7 protein-coding genes are annotated in these 15,703 nt (G+C 47.4%); 4 read left to right on the forward strand and 3 right to left on the reverse strand.

The genetic code is table 11. The annotated features are described in order from the left end of the window. Positions 1–228 precede the first annotated feature (228 nt). Positions 229–549 carry a DOPA 4,5-dioxygenase family protein gene (locus tag FKN08_RS08480; protein ID WP_005375836.1) on the reverse strand — a complete coding sequence of 107 codons (321 nt, stop codon included), beginning with the start codon at positions 547–549 and terminating at the stop codon, positions 229–231. 656 nt (positions 550–1,205) lie between these two features. Between FKN08_RS08480 and pdhA the strand changes: the two genes are divergently transcribed. Genes pdhA through FKN08_RS08495 form a run of 3 tightly spaced genes read left to right on the forward strand, consistent with a single transcriptional unit; the run spans position 1,206 to position 4,421 of the window. Then, complete coding sequence (pdhA, locus tag FKN08_RS08485; RefSeq protein WP_012842500.1) at positions 1,206–2,300, forward strand: pyruvate dehydrogenase (acetyl-transferring) E1 component subunit alpha; 1,095 nt, start codon at positions 1,206–1,208, stop codon at positions 2,298–2,300. After that, the gene (locus FKN08_RS08490; RefSeq protein WP_005395620.1) at positions 2,293–3,276 is read left to right on the forward strand and encodes an alpha-ketoacid dehydrogenase subunit beta; all 984 of its coding nucleotides are present in this window, start codon (positions 2,293–2,295) and stop codon (positions 3,274–3,276) included. The genes pdhA and FKN08_RS08490 overlap by 8 nt, the downstream gene beginning before the upstream one ends. Beyond that, a complete protein-coding gene (locus FKN08_RS08495) occupies positions 3,273–4,421 on the forward strand; it encodes a dihydrolipoamide acetyltransferase family protein (RefSeq protein WP_047009272.1) in 1,149 nt (382 codons plus the stop codon). Before FKN08_RS08490 ends, FKN08_RS08495 begins: the two co-directional genes overlap by 4 nt. A gap of 66 nt (positions 4,422–4,487) precedes the next feature. Here the strand turns inward: FKN08_RS08495 and FKN08_RS08500 are convergent, their stop codons facing one another. Continuing rightward, a complete protein-coding gene (locus FKN08_RS08500) occupies positions 4,488–5,453 on the reverse strand; it encodes an FAD-binding protein (RefSeq protein ID WP_170891802.1) in 966 nt (321 codons plus the stop codon). Positions 5,454–5,591: 138 nt separating this feature from the next. On the opposite strand from FKN08_RS08500, the gene FKN08_RS08505 reads away from it, so the two are divergent. Beyond that, positions 5,592–7,253: an electron transfer flavoprotein-ubiquinone oxidoreductase gene (locus FKN08_RS08505; protein ID WP_170891804.1), complete on the forward strand. Its 1,662-nt coding sequence runs from the start codon at positions 5,592–5,594 to the stop codon at positions 7,251–7,253. A gap of 159 nt (positions 7,254–7,412) precedes the next feature. Here FKN08_RS08505 and FKN08_RS08510 read toward each other — a convergent pair whose 3' ends face one another. After that, positions 7,413–15,659: a VCBS domain-containing protein gene (locus FKN08_RS08510; protein WP_170891805.1), complete on the reverse strand. Its 8,247-nt coding sequence runs from the start codon at positions 15,657–15,659 to the stop codon at positions 7,413–7,415. Between the last annotated feature and the right edge of the window lie 44 nt (positions 15,660–15,703).

Below are 15,703 nucleotides of genomic sequence, written 5' to 3' on the forward strand. Positions count from 1 at the left end.
TATTTTATTGCTGCCAAAACTTATTTAACGACATGCTAAACAGAAACATGGTCTCACTTGATGTTTAAGCTCAAAAGCCTACTTGTAGGTTTAGCACACAAAAACAGGGCCTGCAGAATGGAGAAAAGGAAATCGCGACTTATTAACGAACATGAAAACGCTAACTTGCTACGGTGACCGCGATGAGGGGAGAAGCATTCAAAGCGGTCATACATGCGGGAGGAACAGCTATTTCTCTAGCTTCTCTTCAAATACACCAATCTCTCTACCCAGCCAAATCGCGCGTTCCGTATGATCGAGCAACTCTTCTTCACTCACAGGATGGATAAGCACAGAAAAATCACCTCGAATCGTATCGAGCCAAGCCAAAAACTCTTCACTCAATGACTCTAGGTGAATTTCAAACATCGGCATTTTATGTGGGCCAACCAATCTTCCAACCAAAGGAAACACACGCAGCACATCTTGACGCTCTTGACGGATGATCTCGTTCAAGGCTTGCGCTTTATCTTGTTCTCTTAAAGGAAAATAAACATGAGCGTGATACATAATTTCTCCATAATCACTTCGACTTGAGCACCATCTACTGTTGATAAGCTCAAGGACCGCCGAGGGTATACATTTGTAATGCCGTCACCCTACCCTGATTCCACTCTGTTGGGAAGAAGTTATGTATTCTCATAAGGCCGGAGTTTCGGGCACAACAAAAATCTCAATACAACACATAACAACTACTTGAGTTGATTCATTAATAATGACTCACTTTGTCAAATTTTACAGCCAAATTTTGTTGCAAATATGTTTCATTAACCAGTAATTAAATTCGAGTTTAAAAATACCAATAGCAAAATAACAGCACATTACTCTGCCAAATTAGGGTGTAAGCAAAACTTTACTACTGGTCAAAAGTCAAAATGAAGCACAATTTAACAATTTGTTTACACTTATTGTATCTGGCTATACCACGATTTAGTTAGAGGGTTAGATGCAGAAAAAATGTTTCTCTGTGTCTTGCGATGAAATAGCCGCAGCGGTGTTATCGGAAAATAGTTTAAAGGACGTACAGATGCCTACAGCTATAGAAAACACAAGCAACCTTAGGTATGGCCTTTGCGCTGATATCAGAGTTTGAGTACCCATACAAACTCTGGTTTGATATGAACAGCTGCAGTCCAAAAGACACGCAGCGTCAAAAGGAGCTTGAGATGAACGTTCAGGCATTACCCATGCATCGGTTTATCGACCATCATGGGGACCTAGTCGGCCAACTACCCAACTGGGCTGACACTGAAACTTTGGTCGGGTTTTACCGAGACATGGTATTAACTCGCACTTACGACAACAAAGCCGTTGCGTTGCAACGCACCGGCAAGTTAGGGACCTACCCTTCGCACCTAGGTGCTGAAGCCATCGGCATTGCGGTCGGCAGAGCGCTGAAAGCCGATGATGTATTTGTCCCTTATTATCGCGATATGCCTGCAATGTGGTGTCGTGGTATTGGCATGGAGAAGAATCTTCAATACTGGGGCGGTGATGAGCGCGGTAGTGATTTTGCTCCTGAGGGCAGCCCAATTCCTAGCCGAGATCTTCCATTCTGTGTCCCCATTGCGACGCAATGTACGCACGCTGTCGGGGTGGCTTCCGCACTGAAAATTCAAGGTAACCATGAAGCTGCGCTAGTCATGTGCGGCGATGGCGGTACATCCAAAGGGGATTTTCTAGAGTCAATAAACTGTGCGGGTGCTTGGAATATTCCACTTGTTTTCGTTGTGAATAACAACCAGTGGGCAATTTCAGTGCCGCGTAGCCTTCAATGTGCTGCCGATTTCTTATCAGAAAAAGCGCAAGGCGCTGGTATACCGGGCATTACGGTAGATGGTAACGATGTCGTCGCCGTTTATGATGCAACCAAGACCGCACTTGAGAGAGCGAGAAAAGGGAAAGGCGCAACACTCATCGAAGCGGTCAGTTACCGATTAAGTGACCACACTACTGCCGATGATGCGACTCGTTATCGTAAAGAGGACGATGTTCAAACCGCATGGCAATACGAACCTATAGCACGTCTTAAAACGTATCTCCTTAATCAAGGAGCTTGGAGCGATGAACAAGAGCAACAATGGCTAGAATACTGCAAGGAACAAGTGGAACTGGCAGTTGAGCGCTACCTCAGCTTACCGTCACAAGCACCAGAAACTGGGTTCGATTATTTGTATGAATCGCTTCCCCAAGAGCTTCACGCTCAAAGAGATGAACTCATCAACAAAGCAATGCGAATGCAGGGAGGCAAACATGGCTGAACTAACGTTAGTTGAAGCAGTAAACCTCGCTCTGCACCACGAAATGCAACAAGACCAAAATGTTGTCGTGTTAGGTGAGGACGTAGGTGATAATGGTGGCGTATTCCGTGCCACCGTAGGACTCAAACAAGAGTTTGGTCTCAAACGAGTGATCGATACGCCCCTCGCTGAAGCGTTAATCGGCGGTGTTGCGGTCGGTATGGCAACGCAAGGATTACGACCTGTCGCCGAATTTCAATTTCAAGGTTTTGTTTTTCCGGCAATGGAGCACTTAATGTGCCACGCGGCACGCATGCGTAACCGAACTCGCGGTCGCCTCACTTGCCCTGCGGTTTTTCGTGCGCCATTTGGTGGCGGTATTCACGCTCCAGAGCACCACTCAGAAAGTGTAGAGGCGCTATTTGCGCACACTGCTGGCTTTAAAGTAGTGATTCCTTCTTCACCTCAACGCGCATACGGCCTGCTTCTCGCCGCGATTCGAAGTAATGATCCTGTCATGTTCTTCGAACCGAAACGCATTTATCGAACCGTAAAATCTGAAGTCGTTGATAATGGCGAAGCACTTCCACTCGACACCTGCTTCACCTTACGTAAGGGGCGAGATATCACGCTTGTTACTTGGGGCGCATGCGTCGTAGAGTCACTTCAAGCCGCACAGACCTTATCTAGTCAAGGAATTGAAGTCGAGGTGATTGATTTGGCGAGCATTAAGCCAATTGATACCGCAACGATTTTCAGCTCACTAGAAAAAACCGGACGTTTACTCGTTGTTCATGAAGCGAGTAAAACTTGTGGTGTGGGCTCTGAGCTTTTAGCTCGAACAGCCGAACACGCCATGTGCTTACTAAAAGCCCCACCTAAACGAGTAACTGGAATGGATACCATTATGCCTTATTACCGTAACGAAGATTATTTCATGGTTCAGGAAGAAGACATTGTGACCGCAGCGCGCGAACTCGTGGAGGATTGGAAATGAAGACGTTTAACTTACCCGATCTCGGCGAAGGCCTCGCTGAATCAGAAATTGTAAAATGGCACGTTAATGTCGGTGACATGGTTAAGTTGGATCAAGTGATCTTAACTGTCGAGACAGCAAAAGCGACGGTCGACGTTCCCGCCCCCTACTCGGGCCGTGTAGTCAGCCGTCATGGGGAAGAAGGTGATATCGTCAATATTGGCGCATTGCTACTCGAAATTGACGAAACTGGCGCAGAGCGCGGGGCAACGGTAGAGAAAAAAGAGACCGCTGACGCCGCAACCGTTGTCGGCAATGTTTCTCATCAAGCGCATCACGTTAACGTCGATGACTTCTGGATTGGAGGCAATCACAACACGACTGAGAGTAATCTAGTTACTGCTCTACCGTCGGCTCGTCTATTGGCACAAAAACTTGGAGTAGATCTTAATCTCGTGTCAGGCAGTGGTCCAAACGGTCTTATCGTTGATGCCGACATTTACGACGAAGCCGGAAAACAGCGTCCGGGCACAGAAGTATTGAAAGGTGCTCGACGCACCATGGTGTCCTCGATGACTGAGTCACACGAGCACGTTGCTGCCGTGACCATTACAGAAGAAGCGTTGCTGGAAGACTGGCTGCCGAACGAAGACATCAGTATCCGTCTGGTTCAAGCGATTGTTCATGCGTGTCAGGAAGAGCCCGCTTTAAATGCTTGGTTTGATGCAGAAACCATGACACGTTGCGTGCACAATACAGTTAACCTTGGTATTGCTGTAGATAGCCGTCATGGCTTGTACGTACCCGTATTGCGCCACGCAGATGAATACGAGCCACAAGATGTTCGTCGTTGGCTCGATCAAACTGTTGAAGGGATCAGAGAGAGAAAAATCGGTCGAGAGCAATTACAGCACGCGACGATTACGCTTTCCAACTTCGGAGCGATTGCCGGCATTTACGCGACACCTGTCGTCACACCTCCGCAAGTCGCTATTGTTGGTGCTGGTCGAATACTCGACCGAGTGGTGATAAGAAATGGTCAAGCAATTTCGGTGAAAGCAATGCCGCTATCCGTAACGTTTGATCATCGCGCTTGTACTGGTGGTGAAGCAGCAAGGTTTACTAAAGTGCTTGCAGAACACCTTCAACGCCCGAGCGAAAAGTAACTGGTAAAAACCAAATGATAACGGCTTCCAGTTCGGAAGCCTTTTGTTTGAGAGAACAGATTATATCTACAGCTTCTCTAGCAACTCCGGCATCACCTCAAATAAATCGCCGACCAACCCATAGTCAGCGATGTCAAAAATAGGCGCATCGGGATCGCTGTTAATTGCGACAATCACCTTTGAGTCTTTCATTCCCGCTAAATGTTGAATAGCACCAGAAATTCCGACGGCAATGTATAATTCAGGTGCAACAATTTTACCAGTTTGCCCGACTTGATGGTCATTAGACACATACCCCGCATCAACCGCCGCTCGGGACGCTCCTACCGCTCCACCTAGCTTGTCAGCCAATTGTTCGACTAAAGCAAACTTCTCTTTACTCCCGAATGCACGACCACCCGATACCACCACTCTAGCCGCTGGCAATTCTGGTCGCTCACTTTCTGGCGTTTGCTGCGAAATAAACTCACTAAGTTTGTTGATAATAACCGTATCGACTTGAGTAACCTTAGGGACAACTGGTGTGTCTGACAGCTCTACGGCATCAAAAGCCGTAATTCGTATGGTCATCACTTTATAGAGGTCGTTCGACGTGACTCTCGCCAATGCATTCCCGGCATAAATTGGACGAATCACCGTATCGATAGACTCGATTGTCATCACGTCCGAGAGTTGCCCTACATCGAGCAACGCCGCCACGCGAGGCATTACATTCTTACCAAACGTACTAGCAGGAGAAAGAATATGTGAGTAATTTTTGGCTACTTGTGAGATCAAAGGCGCAATGTTTTCCGCTAACCCATGCTCGTATTCCTTCGCGTCAACCCAGATAATTTCTGCAACGCCCTTAACACACTTCAACTCATCCAAAACTGATTGGCACTGATAACCAATAAGCAATACAGACACAGAAAGCGATTTATCACCATCCTTGATATCAAATGCCGCTTTAATTGCACACAGCGTCCCTACAGCCAAGGACTGGTTGTCATGTTCCGCAATGACAAGTGTTGCTAATGGTCGGTCGTCCATGGTCATGCCTCGTATAACACGTCAGATCCATTACTTGAGCTTAGTTCACTTCACGTTAACGTCAACTGAGCTATAGTTTTCTGTATAGAAACCAAAAACCTGTCACGCAGATGACGATAATAGAAAGGAAGCAGATAGATGGAACGAGAATGCATGGAGTTTGATGTCGTGATCGTGGGAGCCGGACCTGCGGGCTTAAGTGCCGCTTGTCGCCTAGCTCAACTCAACCAAGATAGTGAAGGTGACGCACTTTCAATTTGCGTTGTAGAAAAAGGCTCAGAAGTGGGCGCACATATTTTATCTGGCGCTGTTTTTGAAACCAATGCCTTGGATGAACTTTTCCCCGATTGGAAAGAAATGGATGCCCCGCTATCAGCCTCAGTTCAGCAAGACCATTTCCTTTATCTTACTACTGAGCAAAACCATATTCGCGTCCCTCATTTCCTTACGCCACGTCCAATGATAAATGGCGAAAATAATTATGTAATTAGCCTTGCCAACCTTTGCCGTTGGCTCGCTAACCAAGCAGAAAGTCTTGGGGTGGAAGTTTTTCCTGGCTTTGCCGCTGCAAACATCAATTATGATCAGAGTGGCGCCGTGACAGGCATTAATACGAGCGATATGGGACTAGATAAGGACGGCCAAGCCAAATCTAACTTTGAGCCAGGTATCGAGCTAAAGGCAAAATACACCCTTTTTGCTGAAGGTTGTCGCGGACATCTGGGTAAAGAACTTATTCAAAGGTTCGACCTAGACGCAGGCAAGCAACCTCAGCACTACGCGCTTGGCCTAAAAGAGATATGGGAATTACCCACTGACAGCAAGGATGTATCTGGCAGTGTTATCCACTCCGCTGGCTGGCCTTTGAGCGAGACAAGTACCACTGGCGGCGGTTTTCTATATCATATGGAAAACAACCAAATCGCGGTCGGTTTGATCGTAGATTTAAACTACAGCAACCCTTACTTAAGCCCGTTTGACGAATTTCAACGCTTTAAGCACCATCCAGCTATCAAGCAACATCTTAAAGGTGCACAACGTATCGCATATGGCGCAAGAGCCATTGCAAAAGGTGGACTTTCTTCTCTGCCGAAACAGCAATTCCCCGGCGGTTTATTGATTGGTTGTGATGCAGGAACTTTGAATGTCGCTAAAATTAAAGGTAGCCACACAGCGATGAAGTCCGGAATCATTGCAGCAGAAGCAGTACATACTGCCCTACAAACTGGGGCTTCTGAGCCAGACTACCAGTCATTGTTTGAATCATCATGGTTGTATGACGAGCTCGCCGAAACACGTAACTTTGGTGCGAACATCCACAAGTTTGGCAGCATACTGGGCGGTGCACTTTCGACCTTTGAGCATAACCTATGGCAACCACTGGTTAAGAAGCCGTTACCTTGGACTGTCAAGGACTATTCGTACGATCACGAACAGTTAAAACCTAAACAAGAGTGCCAACCAATTACATACCCAAAACCAGATGGTGAAATCAGTTTTGATAAGCCTTCGTCGGTATTTTTGTCGGGAACACAGCACGAAGAGAATCAACCTTGTCACCTTGTTCTGACTTATCCTCACATTCCAATTGATGTGAATTTGGGTATGTATGACGAGCCGAGCCAGCGCTATTGCCCTGCGGGGGTTTACGAAGTGGTGGAAGTTGAGAGTAAGTTGAAGTTTCAGATAAATGCCGCCAACTGCGTGCATTGCAAAACCTGTGACATCAAAGATCCTTCACAAAACATCACATGGAAAGCGCCAGAAGGTGGTGGCGGACCAAGCTATCAAAACATGTAACCAAAGAACCACTTAAAGTGCGAAGCAGTGCATTTACTACTGCCAATTTTTGAAGTGGTTAGGCAAAAAGTCGGTAACTAACAACAGCAGAAAAGAAAAACAGCACCTGATGATTCAATCAGGTGCTGTTTACTAAAATAACTTTATCTTCAGGTAATACTAATCCACGTTAAAAACTTGGTGATGGAACAGCTGATCAACAATTTCATGAGATGTCGCTGACGACCCTAGCTCCAACCCTGATAAATCAAAGTTCTCTAATGCCACTGACATTGTGTTGCTGCCTTCTCCAGTAATCGTCAAATTCAGAGTATCTTGGGCACTATCGTAGTCTGCGCTTACGTGTTCCAACAAGTTATCCATATCCGTTGTGTCGTCACCGACAAACTCAAGAATGTCACTCAAATCCAACTTGTCTTCATCCAGCCTAAAGTCTTTAATCACATCTCTTGATGACGTCATGTCCAGTGATTCTTGAGTAAAGGTGAAGGTGTCAATACCCTCTCCACCTGTCAAGATGTCACTGCCTAGACCTCCCGTCAGGATATCGTTTCCAAGCCCACCAACCAGAATGTCATCGCCTGCGCCACCACTCAACGTATCTTCACCTGCTTGTCCTAGCAAAATATCAATGCTTTCGCCACCAGTGATACTATTCGCAAACTCATCTCCCACCGACGCATGGCGCTCAGTTTGGGCAATATCGGTGCCAGAATCGTTCAATGTAAGTGTAAAGACGTTTTCACTTATGCCACCTTTACCATCAGACACTTTAAACAAGAAATGCATATCCGCCTGCTGGTCACCCTGTAGAGTAAGCTCATCGCTTTGAGTAAAGCTATAACTGCCATTGGATGACACTTCCAAGGTGCCGAACGCTGTCTGGATATGAAGCTGACCATCTACGTCACTGGATGAAGAAACTAACGGCTGATTTACGCTTACACCGTGCAGTTCTGCGCCCAACAGAGTGAAATCGCCTTCTGCCAAAGAAACGGTCATGCTATCACCATCAGCGTCCTGGCTTCCCGCCAGTAACTCACCGGCAATTGGATCGGGAGAGAACTGGTTTAGGTACTGCCCCAAGTCTTCACCTGAGTCGATAAACACCACTTTGTCGCTAAGCTCATCTAGAGCCTCTGCTGCTTTGACATTATCAGAGAGAGCAATACCAATCCCATATACTTTGGCGTCATGAGTCTGTTTGTAATCCTCCCAGCGCTCGGCTAGATCAGGAGAAGTAACAGCGCCCTCGCTAGGGTTGGGTTCGCCATCTGAGATAAAGAATATGGTGTCCTTACTCTCAGACGGTTTTTCTGGACCGAAATAGTCCCAACCATCCTGCCAAGGGTAAACGGCATTACTCGCCTCACCAGGCTCCATTACAGCCTCTAAAGCTTTATCGTAATCCGTATTAGTACCGTATTCTACGTCACACCAGTTACGCACATATTCTGACACTTCATTTTGGAAACTTAAATCGTTTGAATCACGGCCATTCATCTCTGGTGGGCGTGTCATCAACTCAACTTCACTCAAGGTCAGCCAGCTATGTGTGGATGTATCACCGTCGAAACGTACCAGACGGATATAGGTGTTTGATTCTCCTCCATCGGCAATCATGTTTTCAACCATGGAATGTAACGCTGCTGCTGCTTTGTAAGCTCTCGATTCAGTTTTCGGTGCGGTTGCATCACGACCCACGGTATTCTCACCGTCAAAGGTACGGGTCATGCTGTTCGAGTGGTCGAACACTACCGTCACTTTATTGATCGGTAAGTCTTCCATCTGAGCAAAGCCCTGAACTGGAGATGAGGTTGGGGCATGGTTCTCAGTGACATTCAGGATAACCTGAGTTGTATCGGTATCAACACCATCGCTTGCAGACACTTCCAACTGATACGTTTGCTGAGTCGAGTGATCCAGTTTTACACCATCTTTTAGCCAAATCTCACCACTATTAGAGTCAACACGGAATAGATCAGCATCACCACCACTCAATTCATACTTTCTGGTGTCACTGCCATCCGGATCAAACGCTTCCACCTGGCCGACTAATACCCCAACTTCTTGCTCAGCGACGTCAAAGCTTGCTGTATCTTCTGTTGGCATACCGTTGGCATCGGTGCCTTGGGTTTGGTCTGTATCACCGACACTGATGAATTCTGGTGCGCGATCTCGGATATCAATGGTAACTTCACTATTTGTAGTATCACCGTCAGCATCGATAACCGTAACGTCAAGCTTCTCTTGTTGATGACCTACAACATTGCTCGCTTGATAGTCGTAGTGACCATTTTCAAAGTTAATGGTCAGCTTGCCGTGGTTGGTATCAATTTGCGCCAGAGAATGATCCGATATTTTCGTGCCATCGCTGGTAGTGACATCACCGTTTATTTTGTTGTAGTAATATATCTCGCCATCGATAGTGATGTGATCTACCCACTGAGCATCACCGCCATTGTCATCCAGAAGGTTACCTTGCAACTGGCCTGAGACCGTTTTGCTAAGCAAATCCCCAATCTGAGAATCATCTACAACGACAATAGCACTGCCTTTATCTGTCGCGATCGACTCCAGGTGTTCCAGAGACGCACCATTACCGATACCGACAGACCAGATATTTTCAACATCCTGACCGCTACTGCTGATGCCATTTTCCATCGCATTTTGCAGAATGATGCCCTCTTCTTCAGAAGTAGGCTGAACCCGACCATTCACTATGTCCTGATAACGCTGTTCACTTTCAAAATCATCTGATGTTGACCACTTAATCAAGTTTTCACGGGTTTGAACTTCTCCCACGTTCGTTTGATTTGTCCAATAGGTAAAATCGGAAGGTCGACCATCTGAGATAAAGTAAAGCTGGGTATCGGTATTACTAAGTAATGCATCATCTTCTGGATCACTAAGTATTTCATTTATTTGGTCAACGGCCTGGTTATATGGCGTCGATGCATATGGATGTATACCAGAGATAAAGGCATCAATGGCCTCGGCAGAATCTAGCCACTCAGAAATCTGGCCAGATGGTTTTCCGCTGTAAGTTGCAATTCTAAAACTTACTGGACCCAAATCTTGGTATTGCTCAAACATTGACTTAATAGAGTCTTGAGCAAGTTGCCAGCGAGTAACATATTGTCCGTCTGCATCTGTTACCCAGTCGAGCATTGATTCTGACGCATCAAGTGCAATCACAACACTATTACTTTGTGAATCAACATCATTTATTTCGTAGTGAGCTGAAGACGATGACGGTAATGAATCCGTTACATTCAGATGCAAGGTGGCACTCTCAGACTGACCTCCGGCATTCACCTCGACGCTGGCGCGGATATCCAGCATGTCCGCCCCCTGCTCCGCATGATCAAGAGGCATATGTTGATCAACTGTGAAATGACCCGTTTTGCTATCTATGTTGGCTTGAACCACCCTGATGCGGTCGGCACCTGTTCCTGTATAACCAGTTAGAGTGCTCTGATCTGCACTCACTTCAAACACGACCTCTTTACCATCGCTGATGAAACCACCTAGGTTTTGCTCGGCGTTGAAGTGATATTCAGCCTCCGTTGCAGACCCGAGGTTTGCGATAAAGTTGCCTTCAGCATGTACGCCAGTATCCGTACCAACTTGAGATTCATCCAATGCTGCGTGTGCATCACTGAGCGACATAGGCTCACCCATCACACTAACGGTAACTTCTGCTTTATCAGTCAGGCCGTCGTCATCACGGATGGTGTATTCGAAAGTATAATCTTTCACTTCACCCGTTTTCAGGGTTTGTTGATCAGCTGGCAGTGACTCTAGGTACTTGGCCGCATCAAAGACCAATTTACCATCTTGCAGACTAAGGAAGCTTTCTGATGGATAGTCGATAATAGTCAGAGCGTCACCATCCGGGTCGCTGTCATTCGCTAGAACATCCAGCTCTAAAGTGCCTGAGCCGTTGGTCTGGTAAGCTTCATCAAAGGTCGTCAGGTCCGCTGATACCTGAGTAATAAAGTACTCTGAGCCTTTAGGATCAATGACACCGTCTTTATAGCTGGTAGTAGACATTTCAATACTATCGAAGAAACGCCCATCTGCATTGATGTTGACTACTTGATTACCACCACGGGTACCTTCAAACACACCTGTCGCAACCAAGTCACCTTTGTAGTAAGCCTTCCAAACACCGCGCTCAATACCAGGCTCCCAGCTACCGTTCGAAGTGTCTGTCCATAGGTTTTTCACTTCAACTTCAGCATGATCGGCAACCTGACCATTAGCGAAGGAGAAGCGCATTGCTTCACTTTGTCCGGTTGCATCATCATATCGAATCTGACCGTCTTGAACCCGGTCTGAGCCGCTATCTAGCGCAGAACTAACGCCATATTTGTGGTCACCGTCACCAATATAATCAGCTTTCGATGCATCAGAAACCTTGTTTCCAGATCGAGTATCAATCACATAGTAATCGACTGTGATATCAGCACTGTCATCCCAGTTGCTCTGGTCAAGTGTCTTGGTCGTTTTTTCAAGGCCCTTATCATCTTCAGCAAGAGGGGCTTCATTAATATCGCGAACCAACACTTCGACCTGAGCGGTGTCTTTACCACCAAACTGGTCACGAGCTTCCACTTCTAGCTGGTAGTTATCGATAGATTCATGGTCCAGATTTGCACCATTTTTGACACTGATCTCACCGGTAAGACTGTTGATTTCAAACAGTTCGCTATGACCGTTTAAGTGATACGTTATCTGACTGTCCTGATCGACATCGAATGCATTTACTTTTCCAATTACACCCGATTGACTGTTTTCATCAACGCTAAACTGGTAACTATCGATGTCGGTTTTACCTTGGGCATCCAAACCAAAGTTGTCATTACTCCCACTAACAAATTCAGGAACATCATTAGTGCCCGTAATATCAATCACGATCTTTTGTTGAGTGCCATCGGTCGCCGTGAGAGTGATGGTGTCTTGCACCTGCTCACCCTCATCTAACTCTTGAACCAGACTTTGGTCCAGCGTATACGTCCACTGCCCATCCACCAATGCTAACTCACCATAGGTGCCCGTAACGGTAGTGTTGCTGAACACTGGCTCATCGCCATTATCAACATCAGAGATGGTGATGGTGCCTGTTGCGGTCGCGACATCACCGAGATTACCTTCGGTCACCTTGCCGGTAAACATACCGTCAACCATGGGCGTGTCTTCGGTGCCCGTAATATCAATCACGATGCTTTGTTGTGTGCCATCGGTCGCTGTGAGAGTGATGGTATCTTGCACCTGGTCACCCTCGTCCAACTGTTGAACCTGGCTTTGATCCAGCGTGTACGTCCACTGCCCATCCACCAATACTAGCTCACCATAGGTGCCCGTAACGGTGGTGTTTGCAAAAATCGGATCGTCACCATTATCAACATCAGAGATGGTGATGGTGCCTGTTGCGGTCGCGACATCACCGAGATTGCCTTCGGTCACCTTGCCGGTGAACGTGCCGTCAACAATAGGAGTGTCTTCGGTGCCCGTAATATCAATCACGATCTTTTGTTGGGTGCCATCGGTCGCTGTGAGAGTGATGGTGTCTTGTACCTGGTCACCCTCGTCCAGCTGTTGAACCTGGCTTTGGTCCAGCGTATACGTCCACTGACCATCCACCAATACCAACTCACCGTAGGTGCCCGTAACGGTGGTGTTGTTAAACACTGGCTCATCGCCATTATCAACATCAGAAATAGTAATGGTACCTGTTGCGGTCGCGACATCACCGAGGTTGCCTTCGGTCACCGACCCCGTAAACGTGCCCGTCACAACGGGCGTGTCTTCGGTGCCCGTAATATCAATCACGATCTTTTGTTGGGTGCCATCGGTCGCCGTGAGAGTGATGGTGTCTTGCACCTGCTCCCCCTCGTCCAGCTGTTGAACCTGGCTTTGGTCCAGCGTATACGTCCACTTTCCATCCACCAATACCAGCTCACCGTAGGTGCCCGTAACGGTAGTGTTGCTGAACACTGGCTCGTCGCCATTATCAACATCAGAGATGGTGATGGTGCCTGTTGCGGTCGCGACATCACCGAGATTACCTTCGGTCACCGACCCCGTAAACGTGCCCGTCACGACTGGCGTGTCTTCGGTGCCCGTAATATCAATCACAATGTTTTGTTGGGTGCCATCGGTCGCCGTGAGAGTGATGATGTCTTGCACCTGGTCACCCTCGTCCAACTGCTGAACCTGGCTTTGATCCAGCGTATACGTCCACTTCCCATCCACCAATACTAGCTCACCGTAGGTGCCCGTAACGGTAGTGTTGCTGAACACTGGCTCGTCGCCATTATCAACATCAGAGATGGTAATGGTGCCTGTTGCGGTCGCGACATCACCGAGATTGCCTTCAGTCACCTTGCCTGTGAACGTGCCCGTCACGACTGGCGCGTCTTCGGTGCCCGTAATATCAATCACGATGTTTTGTTGGGTGCCATCGGTTGCCGTCAGGGTGATGGTATCTTGTACCTGATCACCCTCGTCCAGCTGTTGAACCTGGCTTTGGTCCAGCGTATACGTCCACTGACCATCCACCAATACCAACTCACCGTAGGTGCCCGTAACGTTGGTGTTTGCAAAAATCGGATCGTCGCCGTTATCAACATCAGAGATAGTAATAGTGCCTGTTGCGGTCGCAACATCACCGAGGTTGCCTTCGGTCACCTTGCCTGTGAACGTACCGTCAACAATAGGCGTGTCTTCGGTGCCCGTAATATCAATCACGATGTTTTGTTGGGTGCCATCGGTTGCCGTCAGGGTGATGGTGTCTTGCACCTGGTCACCCTCGTCCAGCTGCTGAACCTGGCTTTGATCCAGCGTATACGTCCACTTTCCATCCACCAATACTAGCTCACCGTAGGTGCCCGTAACGTTGGTGTTTGCAAAAATCGGATCGTCACCATTATCGACATCAGTAATAGCAATGGTGCCTGTTGCGGTCGCAACATCACCGAGGTTGCCTTCGGTCACCTTACCCGTGAATGTGCCCGTCACGACTGGCGCGTCTTCAGTGCCCGTAATATCAATCACGATGTTTTGTTGAGTGCCATCGGTCGCCGTGAGAGTGATGGTGTCTTGTACCTGATCACCCTCGTCCAACTGCTGAACCTGGCTTTGGTCCAGTGTATACGTCCACTGCCCGTCCACCAATGCTAGCTCACCATAGGTGCCCGTAATGGTGGTGTTTGCAAAAATCGGATCGTCGCCGTTATCAACATCAGAGATAGTCATGGTGCCGGTTGCGGTCGCGACATCACCGAGATTGCCTTCGGTCACCTTGCCGGTGAACGTACCGTCAACAATAGGCGTATCTTCGGTGCCCGTAATATCAATCACGATCTTTTGTTGGGTGCCATCGGTCGCCGTGAGAGTGATGGTGTCTTGCACCCGGTCACCCTCGTCCAGCTGTTGAACCTGGCTTTGGTCCAGCGTATACGTCCACTTCCCGTCCACCAATGCTAGCTCACCATAGGTGCCCGTAACGGTGGTGTTTGCAAAAATCGGATCGTCGCCGTTATCAACATCAGAGATAGTAATGGTACCTGCTGCGGTCACAACATCACCGAGATTGCCTTCGGTCACCTTGCCCGTGAATGTGCCCGTCACGACTGGCGCGTCTTCGGTGCCCGTAATAGAGATCACAACTTCATGCTCAGTGCCATCTACAGATAAAACGGTAATACTTCTGATGACTGGGTCACTGTCATGATCCAAAGCCTGCACTTCTTCGTGCTCATTATTCAGCTGATAATTCCAGTTACCGAAAGCATCAATTGAGAAGACGCCCCAATAACTATCTTGAACCTCACTCTGTGATTGGAATAACGCTTCACCTGTATTTGGATCAGTAACACTGAGGTTGCCAGAAGTTCCAAGCGTCACGTCTTCTTGAACGGCACCTCTATCTTCACCATCAATCAACGCTTCAGTTTCACCAAGCTCTGAGGTTGTGAATCGAGAAATATTAAATAGCGTTGTACTTTGCTCTGTCGTCACGCCGGCGGTTTCAAAAAAAGTACTTGCTAGTACTTCTGCCCCCGTTCGTTCAACAGTACCAGAGGCTGTCAAACTTGAACCCGTAACTTCACCAGCTTCAGTAGCATATTCATCACCTAGTTCGCTCGGGTCTTGTCCTTTTTCGATGGCCTCTAATATTTTCGCAAGCTTGTCGGTAGAATCAGTTTGAGCTTCACCTTCTGTGTCAGCAATATATACATGCTGAGGTTGGATCTTCCCCTCTACTAATTCAACGACCACTTCTCCCGGTAACAAGTTTTCTTTAGACGCAAAAGCTTTAATTTGACCATCTAGGCCGATTACAACATAGGTTTGTGCGGTTAATTTTGATGGTCCAACCAAGAGCTTATACCTCATTTAGTAAATACAAAAATCTCAAAGTCCATAAAACTAAAAAAGTA

The sequence above is a fragment of the Vibrio sp. 1-2 (7-a) genome, assembly GCF_013048515.1.
Lineage (GTDB): Bacteria > Pseudomonadota > Gammaproteobacteria > Enterobacterales > Vibrionaceae > Vibrio > Vibrio diabolicus.